We start from the raw sequence: 17,303 nt of genomic DNA on the forward strand, positions 1-17,303 counted from the left end.
AGCGAGTTCATCATCAAGCGCAGTGCGCCACGTGTCTCATCGGCGCCCGGAGCGAAGCGAGGACGTCGATGAGCATCGACACCAAGACTCGGCCCGGTCGTAACGCCGCGCCGCCGCCCGGCTCGGAAGGCACGATGATGCGCAAGGCCGGCGACTGGGCCCGCCGGGCGCCGCTGATGCCGGCGCTGGTGTTCATGATCATCGTGACCCAGCTGCCGTTCGTGGTCACGATCATCGTGTCCTTCATGGACTGGAACGCCTACTACCCCGACGAGCGCGGGTTTGCCGGGGTGGACAACTTCCGCCGGGTGCTGACCGACGCGAACACCCGGAGCGCGATCTGGGTGACGATCGTGCTGACCGCGGGCGTCGTCCTCATCAGCCTGGTCCTCGGGCTGGCGATCGCGTTGCTGCTGGACCGGAAGTTCCGCGGTCGCGGTGCGGTCCGGACGATGATGATCACGCCGTTCCTCGTCGTACCGGTGGCGGCCGCGCTGCTGTGGAAGCACGCGCTGTACAACCCGACGTACGGTCTCTTCAACGGGGTGCTGAAGTGGTTGTTCGGTGACAACGCGCCGCAGCCGGACTGGATCAGCAACCAGCCGTTGTGGTCGATCATCTTCGCGCTGGTCTGGCAATGGACGCCGTTCATGATGCTGATCCTGCTGGCCGGGCTGCAGAGCCGGCCGCTGGACGTGATCGAGGCGGCCGGCATCGACGGCGCGAACCAGTGGGAGATCTTCCGCTACATGACGCTGCCGCACCTGCGCCAGTACCTCGAGCTGTCCGCACTGCTCGGCTCGATCTACGTCGTACAGAACTTCGACGCCGTCTTCACGATCACCTCCGGCGGCCTCGGTACGGCGAACCTGCCGTACACGATCTACCAGACCTTCTACACCGCACACGACTACGGCCGGGCCTCCGCGGCCGGCGTGATCGTGGTGATCGGCACCATCGTGATCGCGACGCTCGCGCTGCGGTCGGTGTCCACGCTGTTCCGAGAGGAGACCGGACGATGAATGAGCGAAGCGAATTCATAATCCAGCACAGCGCGCTTGGTGCCTCATCGGCGCCCGGAGCGAAGCGAGGACGTCGATGAGTTCCCAGGTGCAGATGGTGACCGGCAGGAAGCGTCGTGGTGGTGGGTGGGCGCTGACCGGGCTGGCCTGGATCGTCGGGCTTCTGTTCGTGCTGCCGGTGCTGTGGATGCTGCTGACCTCGTTCCACTCCGAGGAGGACGCGGCGAAGAACCCGCCGGACGTCGCGGCGCCGCTGACGCTGGACGGCTACCGGTCGTTCTTCGACACCGGGCCCTGGCCGTCGCTGCTCAACTCGCTGACCGCGAGCATCCTGTCCACGGTGCTGGTGATCCTGCTCGCGTTCCCGGCGGCGTACGCGCTGTCGATCCGCCCGGTGCGGAAGTGGACCGACGTGCTGTTCTTCTTCCTGTCCACGAAGATGCTGCCGGTGGTGGCCGGCCTGCTGCCGATCTACCTGTTCGCGCAGTCGGTCGGGTTCCTGGACAACATCTGGCTGCTGATCATCCTCTACACCTCGATGAACCTGCCGATCGCGGTCTGGATGCTGCGCAGCTTCCTGTCCGAGGTGCCGGTGGAGATCCTCGAGGCCGCGTCGGTCGACGGCGCCAACCTGACCCGGACGTTGCGGTCGGTGGTGGCGCCGGTGGTGACGCCGGGGATCGCGTCGGCGGCGCTGATCTGCTTCATCTTCAGCTGGAACGAGCTGCTGTTCGCCCGGGTGCTGACCGGCACGGTGGCGCAGACGGCTCCGGTGTTCTTGACTGGGTTCGTGACCAGCCAAGGATTGTTCCTCGCCAAAGTCTGTGCCGCGTCCATCGTGGTGTCGCTGCCGGTGCTGATCGCCGGGTTCGCCGCCCAGGACAAGCTCGTCCAGGGCCTGTCGCTGGGGGCGGTCAAGTGAAGTTGTCCGCCGCTGCTGTTGATGCCCTGGGCAATGACGTCGGCGTGCCGTCGTACGAGCGTACGGCGGTGACGCCGGGGATCGTGCACTTCGGCGTCGGTGGGTTCCATCGTGCGCATCAGGCGATGTATCTCGATCGGCTGATGAGTGAGGGGAAGGCGCTCGACTGGGGGATCGTCGGGGTCGGGGTGCTTCCGAACGATCACCGGATGGCCGAGGTGATGTCGGCTCAGGACTGCTTGTACACGTTGGTGATCAAGCACCCGGACGGGACGCTCGAGCCCCGGGTGATCGGGTCGATCGTCGACTACCTTTTCGCGCCGGACGACCCCTCCGCCGTCGTGGATCGGATGGTCGACCCGACCACCCGGATCGTCTCGCTGACGATCACCGAGGGCGGGTACCACGTCAACCAGGTGACGGGTGAGCTGGACACGTCCGACCCGGCGCTCGCCGCCGACCTGGAGCCGGGGGCGACCCCGCGGAGCGCGTTCGGGTTCATCGTCGAGGCGCTGGCCCGGCGGCGGGCGGCCGGTGTGCCGCCGTTCACGGTGATGTCCTGCGACAACATCCCGGGCAACGGACACGTCGCGCGCAAGATGCTGGCGTCGTTCGCCCGGCTCAAGGACCCGGACATCGCCGAGTTCCTGGAGACCGAGGTGCGGTTCCCGAACTGCATGGTGGACCGGATCACGCCGGTCACCGCGGACGCCGACCGGGAGGCGCTGGCGGAGCGGTTCGGGGTCGAGGACGGCTGGCCGGTGGTGTGCGAGCCGTTCACGCAGTGGGTGCTCGAGGACGACTTCGGTGGCGACCGGCCGCCGTACGAGGATGTCGGCGTCCAGATCGTCGGCGACGTCGAGCCGTACGAGCTGATGAAGCTGCGGCTGCTGAACGCGAGCCACCAGGCGCTCTGCTACCTCGGGTACCTGGCCGGTTACCGGTACGCGCACGAGGTGTGCCAGGACAAGCTGTTCGTCGACTTCCTGCTCGGCTACATGGACGCCGAGGGGACGCCGACCCTGCCGCCGGTGCCCGGGGTCGACCTCGACCGCTACAAGCACCAGCTGATCGAGCGGTTCGCGAACCCGGAGGTGCGGGACACGCTGGCGCGGCTGTGTGCGGAGAGTTCCGACCGGATCCCGAAGTGGTTGCTGCCGGTGGTGCGCGAGCAGCTTGCGGCCGGGCGGGAGATCGGCCGGTCGGTCCTGGTGGTCGCCTCCTGGGCCCGGTACGCCGAGGCCGTCGACGAGCAGGGGCAGCCGATCGAGGTGGTCGACCGGCTGCGCGACAAGCTCGTGGAGCGGGCGCAGCACAACCGCGAGGACCCACTGGTCTTCATCTCCGACCCGGACCTCTTCGGCGACCTCGCCGCCAACGAGCAGTTCGTCACGCAGTACAAGGCCGCTCTGCAGTCGCTCCACGAGATCGGCGCCCGCAGCACACTCGAAGCGCTCTAGTCTGGGGCCCATGACTGAGCAGAGGCTGGTTGCCGGGGTGGACTGTTCCACGCAGGCGACCAAGGTGGTCGTGTGCAACGCCGAGACCGGTGAGGTACTGCGGGAGGGTCGCGCACCGCATCCGGACGGGACGCAGGTGGACCCGGCCGCGTGGTGGAAGGCGTGGGAGATCGCGTCCGACGGCCTGCTCGACGGGGTCGAGGCGATCTCGATCGGCGGGCAGCAGCACGGGATGGTCCTGCTCGACGAGGCCGGTGAGGTGGTGCACCCCGCCGTACTGTGGAACGACACGTCCTCCGCTGATGCGACGGCTGAGCTGGTGTCCGAGCTCGGTGGGCCTGGTGCGTGGGCCGACGCGGTGGGGTCGGTGCCGGTGCCTTCGTTCACCGTGACCAAGCTGCGGTGGATCCGCGACGCGGACGCGAGCGCACCGGCTGACGCGGCGCGGCGGGCGGCCGCCGAGCGTGCCGCGGCCGTCGTACTGCCGCACGACTGGATGACGCATCGCCTGGCGGCCGACCGGCAGGGCATCTCCGGTATCACGACGGACCGCGGCGACGCGTCCGGTACCGGGTGGTGGTCGCCGGCGACGAACAGCTACCGCCCGGACCTGGTCGAGCTGGCCTTCGGGCGGTCGCTGGAACTGCCGCGGGTCGCCGGACCGGCCGAGATCGTTGGCCGGACCGCGTCGGGTGCTGCGCTGGCCGCGGGCACCGGTGACAACATGGCGGCCGCGCTCGGGCTGGACCTGCAGCCGGGCGATGTCGCCGTCTCGCTGGGCACGAGCGGTACGGCGTTTGCCCGGTCGGCTGACCCGACTGCGGACGCGAGCGGTCTGGTCGCCGGGTTCGCTGACGCCACCGGGGGCTATCTGCCGCTGGTCTGCACGCTGAACGCCGCCCGCGTCCTGTCGGCGACTGCTGAGCTGCTCGGCATGGACCTCGAGACGTTCAACGACGCCGCGCTCACGTCATCGGGCACCGACGGGCTCGTCCTGCTGCCGTACTTGGACGGCGAGCGTACGCCGGACCTGCCGCACTCGACCGGCCTGATCTACGGCCTCACCCGCGCCACCGCCAAGCCCGCCACGATGGCCCGCGCCGCGGTCGAGGGCCTGCTCTGCGGTCTCGCCGACGCGGTCGACGCCCTCCGCGCCCAGGGCCTCCCGGTCCGCCGCATCCTCCTGCTAGGCGGCGCCGCCCGCTCCCGCGCCGTCCAGGCCCTGGCCCCCGCCCTCCTGGGCGCCGAGGTCATCCTCCCCGAACCAGCCGAGTACGTCGCCCTGGGCGCCGCCCGCCAAGCCGCCTGGGCCCTCACCGGCACCGACACCCCACCCACCTGGCAAGTCCCCTCCGGCAAACCCGAGCCGTCCGTCATGACCGACGCCGAGGCCGCGAGAGTCCGCTCCCTCTACACCCAAACCCTCACCAACACTCGCCCCCTCCTCTCCACCCCGTACAACCGCTAGGAGCCGGACGTCTCACGTGCACGTCGTACGGACGTGACGAAGGACAGGAGCTCAGCCCGGCGGGCCCGACCGCGCAGGCGCGGTCGCAGACTTCCGCCACGGCGGTGGCGTTTCGAGCTCGAAGGCGTCATGTCTCTGGTTGCGGCGGTGGTGCTCGCGGTTGTCTGCTACGCCGAGTTGGAGGATCTGTACTGGCTTCAGCGACGCGGGGAGGTGGTCAGCGCGGCGGTCCTGGACGAGTCCGGTGGACGGACTACGCGCATCGAAGTCAGATACGTGACGCTCGCGGGCGAGGTCGTCACCGGTGAGACCTCCAACTACGAGGATGCCGAGGTGGGCGGCACGATCGACGTTGTCTACGACCGCGTCGACCCCAGCCGCATGCAGGCGGCGGCCTGGGGCTTCGACTACTGGTTCCCGGGCGTCTTTCTCGGTGGGGCGAGCGTGGGCTTCCTGATCTACGGAATCAACAGTCTCTGGGGTAGGCGTGGTGACGAGCGGTAGGCGGTGGGAGATGACGCCGGAGGACGAGGGCACCCGGGAGAAGCGGCGGTGGCGGGTTGCGCCTGAGGGGGTGATCTTCGTGTTCATCGCGGTGCTGATGGCCGGCGTTGGCTACTCGGAGATCCAGGACGAGCTCGCGCTGGAGCGCCGGGGAGAGGTCGTCACGGCGACTGTGCTGCACAAGGAGACGGCTCCGCGGTCCGGGGAGCCGATCGACATCCGGTTCGTGACGAAGGACGGCGAGACCGTCGAGACCACGACCGAGAACTACTCGGCGGCTGAGGTCGGGCAGCGCATCCAGGTGGTCTACGACCCGATGAAACCCACCCGGGTGCAGTCCGCCGACCTGGGGTACGAGTACCAGTCCTCCGTCGTCGTCTTCGGCGGCGGGGCTGTGGCGATCCTTGTCGTCAGCCTGTCCAGATTCTGGAGCCGGCCGACGGAAGCCGACGATTCGACGGCCGCACCAGGGTGAGCACGCCGCCACGGTGGCCGTGCGGGCGAGACGGATGCGCGCCGCGCCCCAGCGTGCCGTGCAAAAGCACGGCAGCCGGCGTACCGCTCAGAACGGCGGGTGGTCGTCAGCCTTCTGCAGTGTGCCGATGGCCGACTGGCCACGGGGATCGGTGCAGGACAGCGCATCGGGAGGACCGGATCTGGTGCTCTGAAGTGGCTGACCGGTTGTGGGCGCTTCGTTCGCCTGTCGGGTGACGGGGCCAAGGGCGGATGGGACGGTGGTGTAGCGATGGCCGGTCGGAGTGGTCAGGGTGATCGATCCGCCTGGGCGGCTTGTCGTCCGCCAGCCCCAGGCGCGGGTGTCCTTGATGACATGGTGGAACTCGCAGTACGGCGCCAGTCCGGCGAGGCTGGTCGTGCCGTTGTCCGCGAACGGAGTGATGTGGTCGCGGTCGCAATCTCTGGAGGCCCGGTTGCATCCAGGCCACGCGCAGACGGGATGCCGGGCGAGCAAGGTCTCCGTGACGAGGGCGCCGGGATCGTGGCGGGTGGTGGAGGCTTCGAGGACTGCGCCGTTCACGGGGTCGGTGAGGAGTCGTCGCCAGGTGCCGTCAGCGGCGATGCGGCGGGCCATGCGTGCGGGGATGGGGCCGTAGCCAGTCAGCTCGGCGGGATCGTCATCGAGGCCGAGGAGGGTGGTGGCTGCCACGATGACTTCGATGTGAGGGCGGCGGCGGTGCTGATCGGGGAGTCGGCGGCCGAGCCAGTCAAGACCGTTGCGCAGGATGTGTTCGAACAGGTCGGCGGCGACGTCGGCGCGGCGCTGTTCGGCGGTCCGGGCGTCCCTCGTCGCACCACAACGACGCAGCCCCGCACCGATGCGCCCTGCATCGCTGCCGGGTGCGGCAGCCTTGTTGTGCGCCGCGTTCTCGCCTCGCGGCGTGCGATGCTCCAGCTCAGGCCTGGTGGCTGCCATGCGATCCCTTGTCGGCTCGCCGGTCGTCGGGCTGTGGCCGTCCAGGACGACTGCAGTGGCTGCCGTGGTGTCGTCGGTGGTCGTGCCGGTCTCGGCGGGGTTCGGGATGACGGGGCCGGTGGCGGAGCGCTTGGCGAGGGCGGCCATGGCCTGGATGGTGATCCAGATCTGCTGGATCTTGTCGGCGGTGTGGACGATCCACAGGCCCGCCATGCCGTTTGCCAGGGGGACGATCTTGCAGGTGCGCTCGGTGGCGGCGGCACGATGGTTGTCGTCCGCCTCACCGGTGGAGTGTTTGGCGACCTGGCGGCGCAGGGATACCAGTAGATTGCGGTGAGTCTGCGAGGCGGCCTGTCTCAGCACGTGCGCCTCTACGGCTCGGGCCGTGTCGTCGTGCAGCGCGCTGGTGGCCTCGGAGATAGCCAGGGCCTTGCCCCAGGTGAGGGCGCCGCACTTGAGCGCGGTGTGCGTCGCCCTCAACGACGAGGTGAGTCGGAGCGCGGTCTCCACCCGCAGGCCGACGGTGTTTGGCGACAACCCGAGCGCGAGCGCGATCTCGCCGTACCAGGAGCGTTCGGGGTCGATCGGGCGGCCCTTCGTGTCGAGTTGCGTCGGGCGGGGTGATTCGCGGTGTTCGGCTCGGCGTTGCCGGATGAACGATGCCATCGCGCTCGCCTTGATCGCTTCGGCCCAGCCGGACAGGCGGTTGGCGGACTTCATCAGTTCGATCAGGGCCATCGGGGACATCGCCTCGGGCCGGGTCTGCTCTAGCGCGCCGGCGAGCTCCCCGCCGGGCGGCAGACACACCCAGGCCGGTGCGCAGCGGCGAAGCATCTCACGCTCCGCCTCGTCCTGATCGACCCCGTCCCACAGTTCCCACTCGAGGGTGTCGACCTGGGAGAACCTGTTCCGGCCTAGCAGGACGTCGAGCTCGGCGTCCTGCTCGTCTTGTTCATTGATGAAGCGTGGGCCGCCCGAGGCGTGAGGGTCCTCGGGGATGTCGAGGTCTTCCAGTGTCGAGACAACACCGGACGGCAAGAGAGTCCGGGACGCGGCCGGATCGGCGATGACCAGGTCGTCGCCGATCCGGCAGTTGATGAGCTCTCTCATGTGCCAATAATAGAACATACGTTCCCTTGAACTCAAGTTTCGAGAGGGTGCTGTGTGTTATGTCGCAGGACATCGGTGACAGTTCTGCATCAGGACATCGGTGACGATTCGGGCGATGTTGGTGGTGACACTTCCGGAGCCCGCCCGGCCCGCCTGCTGTTGACCCACTGGATCCGAAACCGGATTGACAGCGGACGGGCCGACCGTTCCGATGGTGCTCGTGAGTTCCCGTAAGGTCCACGCCGATCAGGCCGACATCGACACACCGCTCGTCCGCGAGCTGGTGGCCGTTCAGTTCCCGCAGTGGGCGGCGTTGCCGCTGGAGCCGGTCGACTCCAGCGGATTGGCGAACGCGATCTACCGTCTCGGTTCCGACCTGTGCGTACGGCTGCCGCTCCGGCCCTCGATCACCGACCACGTCCGGCGGGAGCAGGCGAAACTCGCGGCACTCGCGCCGCTCCTGCCCGTGGCCATCCCCGCGGTCGAGGCGATCGGCTCACCCACCGACGCGTTCCCGGGCGAGTGGTCCGTCCACCGCTGGCTCACCGGTAGGCACCCGTCCCCCGATGCGCTCGCCGACCCACGCGGGCTAGCGACGGACCTCGCGGCATTCGTCGACGCGTTCCGGCGGATCGACCTGCCAGACCGGCCGCCGGCGTATCCGGGCGAGCGCCGCACGCGCGCTCCGATGGTCGAGATGGACTCCTCGACGCGGAAGGCGATCGGCGAGCTGGACGGCCTGATCGACACTGGCGCAGCGCTGGCGTCGTGGGAGGAGTCACTCGCGGCGCCGTACGACGGGCGCGAGGTGTGGGTGCACTCGGACCTGACGCCGAGCAACCTGCTCGTGTCAGTGGAGGACCGGCTGACCGCGGTGCTCGACTTCGAGACCTGCGGGGTCGGCGATCCGGCGTGCGACCTGTTCCCCGTGTGGCACCTACTGCCCGTGAATCTCCGCGACGAGTTCCGTGCGGCGCTGGACGTGGACGACGCGACGTGGCTCCGCGGCCGCGGGCGCGTGCTGTCCCAGGCCCTGATCGTGTGGTCGCATCAAAAGGACACCAACCCAGCGATGACGAACTGCGCGCGGCACGTCATCGGCGAGGTGCTCGCAGTTCCTCGATGAGGTCTCTGAGCTGGCGATCGACGCGCCAACTCCCGTATCTCCCAGCCCAACAGACGTTCCACCAGCTTGCCAGCCGGGCGAGCATGACAGTTCATCGAGGACATCCAACCGGTGCCCGGTGTGCCTTACCTCGGCAACGGCCGACCCCAGGCCAGCGCCCGAGACCGGCTGAAACGTCACCGATGTCCTGACACACCAACTGTCACCGATGTCCTGAGACATCACACGAGAGGGTGCTGTGACGTGGGGGTCTGTGTTGTGGGCGGTGTCGTAGAGGCACGCTCTTGGTGATCCGGGAATGCCCATTGGCACATCCCGAGCTCTGACGCACGGGAGCTTCCGCCGAAGCTGCGTCACTTCGCCCGCAGCGGCCGCGTCACACCACGTACCGAGCCGGCATTCGCCGACGTCGGCCGCACCAAGCAAGAACATGGGTAGGTCTACCGACGCGCGGTTTCCCTCGCCCCGTTGAGCATGGGAAGCGGCGGCCATGGCGCGCCTTGAGCGCATCTGAGTGTTCAGGGGCGTTGGCCGAATCGGTGAGGAGCCAGCCATGTCCGAGATCGAAGCGAATGACGTCCGGCTGTACTACGAGGTGTACGGAAGCGGCGAGCCCCTCGTACTCGTCCATGGATCGTGGGGTGACGCCCGGAACTGGCGATTCGTCGTCCCCGGGCTGGCCGAGTCCTTCCGCGTACTCGTTTACGACCGTCGCGGCCACTCCCGCAGCGAGCGCCCGCAGACACCGGGCAGCGTTATCGAGGACGGCGACGACCTCGCTGCCCTGCTCCGGGTACTCGACCTCGCTCCGGCGCACGTGGTCACGAATTCGTACGGCGGCGACATCGCGCTGCGCCTGGCCGCACGGCACCCGGAGCTGTTCCGCTCGCTCTCCTGCCACGAACCACCCCTGTTCAGCCTTCTGGAGGATGATCCCGCGAGCCAGGTCATCCTCGGGCAGGGCGCCGCCAGCCTCGAATCCGTCGGCCGGCGGATCGCCGAGGGCGACGCTGTGGGTGCGGCGCAGCAGTTCGCCGACGAGGTCGCCTTTGGGCCGGGCGCCTGGGACAACCAGTTGCCGCCGGAGCTGCGGGCGATCTTCGTTCAGAATGCTCCGACGTTCCTTGACGAGCTACAAGACCCCCACGCGCTCAGCATCGACCCGGACCTGCTGGCACAGCTTGCACTGCCGGTCCGGCTCACCCAAGGCTCCGAAAGCCCGCCAGCATTCCCTGCGGTCATCGAGCGCCTCATGGGCCTGATCCCACACGCCACGCGAGAGACGATCCCGGGCGCGGCACACATTCCGCACCTGACGGCACCGAGGCGCTACGTCGAGGCCACAACGCGCGCTCTCCGACGCACCACCGTCTGAACCCATCGCCGTTGGCGACGCGTCCGCGCCCAAGCGGTGGGCCGCGGACGGCCCCCATCTAGCTCGGCCCTGAACTCCCGACGTGTCCCAGGCCGCAACAAGGCCCCCGACGCCAGCCTCGACCGGTGGCGCGCCGGCGTGCCGGGTCATCCCGTTCGACCCCGATGGTTCTGGCGCGCGCTATAGGCGGGGGCCGAGGGGGTCTTCGTCGGGTGGGGTGGGGGTTCGGCGGGTGGTGTTGGTGAGGGAGCGTTCGGGGAGCCAGAGGATGAAGGTGCTGCCTACGCCTATCTCGGAGTGCAGGGCGACGGTGCCGCCGTGGGACTCGGCGATCTGGCGGACGATGGCCAGGCCGAGGCCGGTACGGCGTTGGCCGGTGGACGGGACCGTGGCCGGGGGCTGGCGCTGACCGGAGCGGAAGAAGCGGTCGAAGACGCGGTCGGCGTCCTCGGCCGCAATGCCGGGACCTTCGTCGCGTACGGCGATCCACGCCCACCCGTTGCGGCTCCCGACCGCCAGCACCAGCTCACTCCCACCACGAGCGAGCCGGACCGCGTTGGAGAGCAGGTTGTCGACCGCCCGCCGCAACGCGGACGCGTCTCCGGCCGCGATCGGCCCGGGGGACAGGCGCCGTACGACGTGCAGTTCGCGATCCGCCGCGAGCAGTTCGTACTCCTCGGCCGCCTCGCCCGCGATCGCGGCCAGATCCACGTCCGCGTCGACGAAGGCCGGTGACGAACGGCGGGCCGACGCGAGCAGATCCTCGACCAGCCGGGTCATCCGATGGATCGCCCGGCTGACGATCGCGGTCGCCTGGGCCCGGTCCTCCGCGGTGGTGTCGTCGTGCGCGAGTACGGCGTCCACGTTCGCCTGGATCACCGCCAGCGGGTTGCGCAGCTCGTGCGACGCGTCGTCGACCAACTGCCGCTGCGACATGAACGCAGACTCGAGCCGGCCAAGCATGTCGTCGACGGTGTCGGCCAGGTTCCGCAGCTCGTCCCGTGGCCCGTCCAGGGCGATCCGGCGGGACAGGTCGGTCGCCGAGATCTCCTGTGCTGTCGTGGTGATCCGCCGTACCGGACGCAGGGCACGGCCCGACAACCACCAGCCGGTCCCGAGACTCACCAGGAGCAACGCCCCCATGCCCGCGGCCGAGTAGTTCCGCAGCGTCTGCAGCGTCTGGTAGTTCACCGCGGACTCGATCGTCGAGATCTCCGCGGCCTCGATGACATGCCCCGGCTTCACCTTCAGGTTGCCGTTGGCATCCTTGTAGACCTTGTTCACCGTGATCGGACTCAACGGCTTCGGATCCAGGAACGCCGACAGAGCGACGTACACCCCACCGAGCAGCAACGCCGACAGCGCAATCAGCACCGCCGAGTACGTCACCGTCAACCGGAACCGAATCGTCTGGGTCCACGGCGGGCGCTTGAACTTCATGTCTCACCTCGAAGGCGGTAGCCGCGGCCGATGACGGTTTCCAGGACGGGCTCTTCGCCCTCCTGGGTGAGTTTGCGGCGGAGGGTGCCGACGGTGACGCGGACGCTCTGGGTGAAGGGGTCCGCGTTCTCGTCCCAGACGTGCTCGAGGAGCTCCTCGGCCGAGACGACGTGACCGGGTCGCGACATCAGGTAACGCAGTACGCCGAACTCCTTCAGCGTCAGCGGGAGCTCGCGGCCGGACCGGGTGGCGAGGTGGCGGGACGAGTCGAGCACCAGGTCGCCGACGTGCAGCTGGGTGGTCCCGTTGGTGACGTCGCGGCGCAGCAGGGCGCGGATCCGGGCGAGCAGCTCGACCAGCGCGAACGGCTTGGTCAGGTAGTCGTCCGCGCCCTCGTCGAGCCCGCGGACCCGGTCGGCCAGCGAGGCGCGCGCGGTCAGCATCAGCACCCGCAGCTCGCGGCCGGACGCGACCTCGATCTCACCCCGGCGTACGGCGCGGCACAGGTCGAGGCCGCTGGTGTCCGGCAGGGTGATGTCCAGGATCGCCAGGTCGTACGCCGTGGTCGCAAGCTTCTCCACTGCCTCGGCGCCGGTCGTCGCCGTGTCCACGGCATAGCCGGCCCGGCCGAGTCCGGAGCGCAGCGCGCTGACCAGGCCTTCCTCGTCCTCCACCACCAGTAGTCGCACGAGACCAAGGTAGCCGGACCGGCCGGGTTGGCCGGTCTGCGCTTTCGGTGGACTTTCGCTCCGCTTTCCGGTCGTTTTCGCGCCCCTTTGATGTGGTGGGGGCCAATCGACCGAAGGAGTTTCTTGATGAACGTCCCAGGAAAGCGGCTCATCCTCGGTACGGCGGTCGCCGCGGCGGCCCTCGGGGTCGGCGGGATCGCGTACGCGACCACCGGTGACCCGGCGCCCGAGCAGGGCTACGTGACCATCGAGGACGGCGCCACCACCCCGTCGCCGGGCACTGGCAGCGCCCAGCGGGACGGCACGGACTGCCCCGAGAAGAACGGCGGCCAGGGCCAGAACCAGGGGCAAGGCCAGCAGGGTGAGCAGCCGGCACAGCCCGAGCAGACCCAGCCGGACGCATCCGAGAACGCATGACAGCGAATCCGAACGATCCGGGTGCCGGACGGCACCCGGATCGGGGGGTGATGGAGGAGGCGCCGGCCCGGTGGCCGGGGGCCGGCCAGAGCCGGCTGGGCCGGCTGGAGGCCGGCGGAGGAGATCACGTGGAGGTTGGTGTGGAGAGACGTAGTGACACCGGGGTGTCGGCAGGGCTGCTCGAGCATGCGTTGTTCGAGGTGAAGCGGGTTGTGGTGGGGCAGGACCAGCTGGTGGAGCGGATGCTGGTCGGGCTCCTGGCCCGCGGGCACTGCTTGCTGGAGGGTGTGCCGGGTGTCGCGAAGACGCTGGCGGTGCGGACGCTGGCCGAGGTGATCGGCGGGCAGTTCTCCCGGCTGCAGTTCACCCCGGACCTGGTGCCGGGCGACATCATGGGCACCCGGATCTGGCGCCCGTCGGCGGAGGGGTTCGACACCGAGCTCGGCCCGGTCTTCGCCAACCTGGTCCTGGCCGACGAGATCAACCGCGCACCCGCCAAGGTGCAGTCGGCGTTGCTCGAGGCGATGGCCGAGCACCAGGTCAGCATCGGCGGCCGCAGCTACAAGCTGCCGGAGCCGTTCCTGGTGCTGGCGACCCAGAACCCGATCGAGTCCGACGGCGTGTACGCGCTGCCCGAGGCGCAGCGGGACCGGTTCCTGCTGAAGATCACGGTGGACTACCCGACTCCGCTCGAGGAGCTCACCATCCTGCAGCGGATGAGCGCGCACCGGCCGCACGCGAACGCCGTGCTCACCCCGGAGCAGGTCGCTCAGTTGCAGGAGGCAACGGACGACGTCTTCGTCCACAACGCGGTCGCGGAGTACGTCGTACGCCTCGTGCATGCGACCCGGGTGCCACAGCAGTACGGCGTCAACGACCTGCAAGGCGTCCTGGAGTTCGGCGTGAGCCCGCGGGCCACGCTCGGCCTGGTCGCCGCCGGGCGCGCGCTCGCGTTGCTGCGAGGCCGCGACTACGTCCTGCCCGCCGACGTGTACGACGTTGCCCTCGACGTGATGGCGCATCGTCTGGTCCTCACCTTCGACGCGCTCGCCGACGGTGTCGACCCGCGGGCCGTGATCTCCCGCATCCTGCACGCCGTCGAGCAACCACACGTCGTCCCCGCGGACGGCGCCCAGGGGTCGGCAGCATGAACGATTCGGGTCCCGACCTGCTGAAGGGGCGGGAGCGGGCGTTGCGGACGCTGGAGCTCTCGGTCAAGCGGAAGCTGGAAGGGTTCCTGCACGGCGAGATCACCGGACTGCGGAGCGGGCCGGGCAGCGAGCCGAACGAGGCGCGGCCGTACCAGGCCGGCCAGGACGACGTCCGCCGGATGGACTGGAACGTCACGGCTCGCTCGCTCGAGCCGCATGTCCGGTCGCCGCTGGCCGAGCGGGAGCTGGAGACCTGGGCGTTGCTCGACGCATCGGCCAGCATGGACTTCGGCACTGCGCTCAGCGAGAAGCGCGATCTCGCCATCGCTGTGGTCGGGGCGGTCGGCCTGCTCGCCGACCGGCCCGGCAACCGGCTCGGCGTTCGCGTCGCCGTCGGGGACCACCTGTCCCGGATCCCCGGCGTCGGTGGGGCGGCAGCACTTCGCCGTACCCTGCGAACGCTGCTATCGTTGCCCAGGGCAACGCCTGGCGAGCATCCCGCGGTTCCGCTGGGGGCTGCGATCACCCGGTTCAACCGCGAACATCCCCGCCCCGGGCTGCGGGTCGTCGTCTCGGACTTCCACGACGACACCTGGGCGGACCCGCTGCGCCGGCTGGCCGCGCGGCACGAGGTGATCGCCGTCGAGGTGCTCGACCCGCGCGAGCTCGAACTCCCCGAGGTCGGCCTGCTCACGCTGGTCGACCCGGAGACCGGGCGGCGCCGTGAGGTGCAGACGACCAGCAAGAGACTGCGGCGCAAGTACGCCGACGTGATGACAGCCAAACGTGAACAGACCGCTCGCGACCTCCGGGCCGCGGGTGCGGCGCACCTCGTGCTGCGGACCGACACCGACTGGGTCCGCGACGTGGCGGCCTTCGCCACCGCCCGCCGCCGCGCGAGCGTCCGCCGGAACCCGATGGGAAGGACCGGAATCCGATGAGATTCGAGCAACCGCTGTGGCTTCTGCTGCTCGGCCTGGTGGTGGCGCTGGTCGCCGCCTACCTGGTCGCCCAGCGGCGCCGCAGCAAGTACGCCGTCCGGTTCGCGACCCTGCCGATGCTGGAGAAGGTCGCGCCGACGCGGCCCGGCTGGCGGCGGCACGCGCCGGCCGTGGCGTTCCTGGCCGCAGTGACCGTGCTGACGATCGCGATCGCCCGGCCGGTCGCCGACATCCGGGTGCCGCGGGAACGCGCCACCGTGCTGGTCGCGATGGACGTCTCCAACTCGATGGCCGCGACCGACGTGGCGCCGAACCGGTTCGAGGTGGCCAAGCAGGCCGCGGTCCAGTTCGTCGAGGAGCTGCCGGAGAAGTTCAACGTCGGCCTGGTCTCGTTCGCCCGGACCGCGACCGTGGTCGCGCCGCCGAGCACCAACCACCAGGCGACCGTGGACGCGATCAACACCCTGACGCTAACCGATAGCACCGCGATCGGCGAGGCCGTGCTGACCAGCCTGCAAGCGGTCCGCACGATCGACCCGAACGACCCACCGCCGAGCCGGATCGTGCTGCTGTCCGACGGCGGGAACACCTCCGGCCGTCCGATCGACGAAGCCGCCGAGGCGGCCGACCAGGCCGGTGTGCCGGTGTCGACGATCGCGTACGGGACCCCCGAAGGCACTGTGAACCTCGAAGGCCGGAACATCCCGGTCCCCGCCGACAGCGAGGCGCTGCGCGGCCTCGCCGAGGCGACCAGCGGCGACTTCTACGAGGCTGAGAGCGACGAGCAGCTACGCGACGTCTACTCCGACCTGCAGTCGTCGATCGGCTGGACCACCGAACCACGCGAGATCACCAATCTGGTGGCGGGAATCGCCCTGGTCGCGGCGCTGCTTGCCGCGCTGGCCTCGCTGCTCTGGTTCTCCCGTCTGCCCTGAGCAGTGAAGGAGCCTTCGATGAGCCCTCATCTCGGTCAACCGTTCCGCGGCCCGCACTACGCGCCCGGTCCACCCCCTGCGGAGCCGCTGCCTGCAGCGGAGCCGCAGTACCCCTTCTCCGTCACCCCGGCTTCCGCTGGGTCGGCTCCCCCCTCTCCGGCCGCGGCACCTCAGGCCGGGGTGACGGTCCAACCTCCTCGTACGGCGGCCCGCCGCGGACGGGTCGTGGTCGCCAGCCTCGCGCTGTCGATCGTGGCCGGCGGGCTGGCCGGCGCGGTGACGGGATCCCGTGATCCCGAGTCCGCGGCGGTCGAGCTGCCGCAGGCGGCCGCGCCACCCGCGGCGGCCCAGGGGTCGATCACCGCGGCTGCCGCGAGCGTGCTGCCGGGTGTGGTGTCGGTGCGGGCCGGCCGGGCGACCGGGTCCGGGTTTGCGATCGACCAGCAGGGTCACGTGGTGACCAACGCACACGTGGTGGAAGGAGCGAGCGATGTCTCGCTGGTGCTGTCGAACGGCCGCCGGGTCGACGCCGAGATCATCGGGTCGGACGAGGACAACGACCTCGCCGTACTCCAGGTCTCGACCGCCGACGCCGAGGGACTGCGTGCGCTCACGCTCGGCCGGTCCGCACAGCTGCGGGTCGGCGACCCGGTGCTGGCCGTCGGCTCACCGCTCGGGCTGGAAGGGACGGTGACCGCGGGCATCGTCAGCGCGGTCGATCGGCAGGCGCGGTTCGGTGACAACAACAGCCGCCAGTCGGCGATCCAGACCGACGCCGCGATCAACCCGGGCAACTCCGGCGGTCCGCTGGTCAACTCCGCCGGGCAGGTGGTCGGCGTCAACACGGCGATCGCCACTCTCGGCAGCTCGTCCCGCGGCAGCATCGGCATCGGCTTCGCCATCCCGGTGGACCGGATGAAGACCATCGTCGAGGGGCTGATCAACTGACCTGAAGGAGCGCCTCGGCAAGCGCAGTTCTGGCGTAGAGCACGAGGCGGCCGGAGCGGTGGGAAGTGACGAGACCGGCGGCGCGTAAGGCACTCAGGTGTTGTGAGACGCCGCCGGGCGTCAGGCCGGTCCGGGCGGCCAACTCTGTCGTCGATCTCGGGCTGCCGAGCTGGTTCAGCAGCTCGGCCCGAGATCGGCCCAGTACGCCGGCCACCCCCGCCGGAGTCGGGGGGGGGGGGGGGGGGGCCCCCCGGGGGCGGCCCCCCCCCCCGGGGGGGGGGGGGGGGGGGGGGGGGCGGCCCCCCCCGGGGGGGGGGGGGCCCCCCCCGTGTCTCGCGGTCCCCGCCCCATCCCGATGGCCCA

General features: G+C 69.8%; 17 protein-coding genes. 13 read left to right on the forward strand and 4 right to left on the reverse strand.

Annotated elements, in window-relative coordinates:
• The first annotated feature begins 68 nt into the window (after positions 1-68).
• The 6 genes from ACIBGM_RS18065 to ACIBGM_RS18090 all read left to right on the forward strand — a co-directional run bounded on the left by ACIBGM_RS18065 (position 69) and on the right by ACIBGM_RS18090 (position 5,851).
• Positions 69-1,022 carry a sugar ABC transporter permease gene (locus tag ACIBGM_RS18065; RefSeq protein ID WP_360534601.1) on the forward strand — a complete coding sequence of 318 codons (954 nt, stop codon included), beginning with the start codon at positions 69-71 and terminating at the stop codon, positions 1,020-1,022.
• A 76-nt stretch (positions 1,023-1,098) separates the two neighbouring features.
• The gene (locus ACIBGM_RS18070; protein ID WP_360534599.1) at positions 1,099-1,944 is read left to right on the forward strand and encodes a carbohydrate ABC transporter permease; all 846 of its coding nucleotides are present in this window, start codon (positions 1,099-1,101) and stop codon (positions 1,942-1,944) included.
• Positions 1,941-3,404, forward strand: coding sequence for a mannitol dehydrogenase family protein (locus ACIBGM_RS18075; protein WP_396386204.1), 1,464 nt, complete (start codon positions 1,941-1,943; stop codon positions 3,402-3,404). The genes ACIBGM_RS18070 and ACIBGM_RS18075 overlap by 4 nt, the downstream gene beginning before the upstream one ends.
• A 10-nt stretch (positions 3,405-3,414) precedes the next feature.
• Complete coding sequence (locus ACIBGM_RS18080) at positions 3,415-4,872, forward strand: FGGY family carbohydrate kinase (RefSeq protein WP_396386205.1); 1,458 nt, start codon at positions 3,415-3,417, stop codon at positions 4,870-4,872.
• Between the two features lie 129 nt (positions 4,873-5,001).
• Positions 5,002-5,376 (forward strand): DUF3592 domain-containing protein, encoded by a 375-nt coding sequence (locus ACIBGM_RS18085; RefSeq protein ID WP_396386206.1) that lies wholly within the window; start codon positions 5,002-5,004, stop codon positions 5,374-5,376.
• Entirely contained in the window at positions 5,363-5,851 is a 489-nt protein-coding gene (locus tag ACIBGM_RS18090) for a DUF3592 domain-containing protein (RefSeq protein ID WP_360534591.1), read from the forward strand. The genes ACIBGM_RS18085 and ACIBGM_RS18090 overlap by 14 nt, the downstream gene beginning before the upstream one ends.
• Positions 5,852-5,938: 87 nt before the next feature.
• Here ACIBGM_RS18090 and ACIBGM_RS18095 read toward each other — a convergent pair whose 3' ends face one another.
• Positions 5,939-7,954, reverse strand: a complete 2,016-nt coding sequence (locus tag ACIBGM_RS18095) for a hypothetical protein (RefSeq protein ID WP_396386207.1) — start codon at positions 7,952-7,954, stop codon at positions 5,939-5,941.
• Between the two features lie 175 nt (positions 7,955-8,129).
• Here ACIBGM_RS18095 and ACIBGM_RS18100 point away from each other — a divergent pair, with 175 nt between their 5' ends.
• Positions 8,130-9,044 (forward strand): aminoglycoside phosphotransferase family protein, encoded by a 915-nt coding sequence (locus ACIBGM_RS18100; protein ID WP_396386208.1) that lies wholly within the window; start codon positions 8,130-8,132, stop codon positions 9,042-9,044.
• Positions 9,045-9,597: 553 nt separating this feature from the next.
• A complete protein-coding gene (locus ACIBGM_RS18105) occupies positions 9,598-10,419 on the forward strand; it encodes an alpha/beta fold hydrolase (protein ID WP_396386209.1) in 822 nt (273 codons plus the stop codon).
• Positions 10,420-10,599: 180 nt separating this feature from the next.
• Here ACIBGM_RS18105 and ACIBGM_RS18110 read toward each other — a convergent pair whose 3' ends face one another.
• Together ACIBGM_RS18110 and ACIBGM_RS18115 are read right to left on the reverse strand one after the other, a co-directional pair.
• The gene (locus tag ACIBGM_RS18110) at positions 10,600-11,859 is read right to left on the reverse strand and encodes a HAMP domain-containing sensor histidine kinase (RefSeq protein ID WP_360534583.1); all 1,260 of its coding nucleotides are present in this window, start codon (positions 11,857-11,859) and stop codon (positions 10,600-10,602) included.
• Positions 11,856-12,548, reverse strand: a complete 693-nt coding sequence (locus ACIBGM_RS18115) for a response regulator transcription factor (protein WP_396386210.1) — start codon at positions 12,546-12,548, stop codon at positions 11,856-11,858. Before ACIBGM_RS18115 ends, ACIBGM_RS18110 begins: the two co-directional genes overlap by 4 nt.
• 126 nt (positions 12,549-12,674) lie before the next feature.
• Here ACIBGM_RS18115 and ACIBGM_RS18120 point away from each other — a divergent pair, with 126 nt between their 5' ends.
• From ACIBGM_RS18120 to ACIBGM_RS18140, 5 genes are all read left to right on the forward strand, one after another.
• Positions 12,675-12,965, forward strand: a complete 291-nt coding sequence (locus tag ACIBGM_RS18120) for a hypothetical protein (RefSeq protein WP_360534579.1) — start codon at positions 12,675-12,677, stop codon at positions 12,963-12,965.
• 140 nt (positions 12,966-13,105) lie between these two features.
• A complete protein-coding gene (locus ACIBGM_RS18125) occupies positions 13,106-14,116 on the forward strand; it encodes a MoxR family ATPase (protein WP_360534577.1) in 1,011 nt (336 codons plus the stop codon).
• Positions 14,113-15,057: a DUF58 domain-containing protein gene (locus ACIBGM_RS18130; RefSeq protein WP_396386211.1), complete on the forward strand. Its 945-nt coding sequence runs from the start codon at positions 14,113-14,115 to the stop codon at positions 15,055-15,057. Before ACIBGM_RS18125 ends, ACIBGM_RS18130 begins: the two co-directional genes overlap by 4 nt.
• On the forward strand, positions 15,054-15,992 hold the full coding sequence (locus ACIBGM_RS18135) for a VWA domain-containing protein (RefSeq protein WP_360534573.1): 939 nt from the start codon (positions 15,054-15,056) through the stop codon (positions 15,990-15,992). The genes ACIBGM_RS18130 and ACIBGM_RS18135 overlap by 4 nt, the downstream gene beginning before the upstream one ends.
• Positions 15,993-16,010: 18 nt before the next feature.
• Complete coding sequence (locus ACIBGM_RS18140; RefSeq protein WP_360534571.1) at positions 16,011-16,940, forward strand: trypsin-like peptidase domain-containing protein; 930 nt, start codon at positions 16,011-16,013, stop codon at positions 16,938-16,940.
• On the opposite strand, the gene ACIBGM_RS18145 is transcribed toward ACIBGM_RS18140, so the two are convergent.
• On the reverse strand, positions 16,933-17,154 hold the full coding sequence (locus ACIBGM_RS18145; protein WP_396386212.1) for an ArsR/SmtB family transcription factor: 222 nt from the start codon (positions 17,152-17,154) through the stop codon (positions 16,933-16,935). The two genes, ACIBGM_RS18140 and ACIBGM_RS18145, sit on opposite strands and share 8 nt — an antisense overlap.
• Between the last annotated feature and the right edge of the window lie 149 nt (positions 17,155-17,303).

Origin of the sequence: Kribbella sp. NPDC050470 (genome assembly GCF_044458365.1) — a bacterium.
Lineage (GTDB): Bacteria > Actinomycetota > Actinomycetes > Propionibacteriales > Kribbellaceae > Kribbella.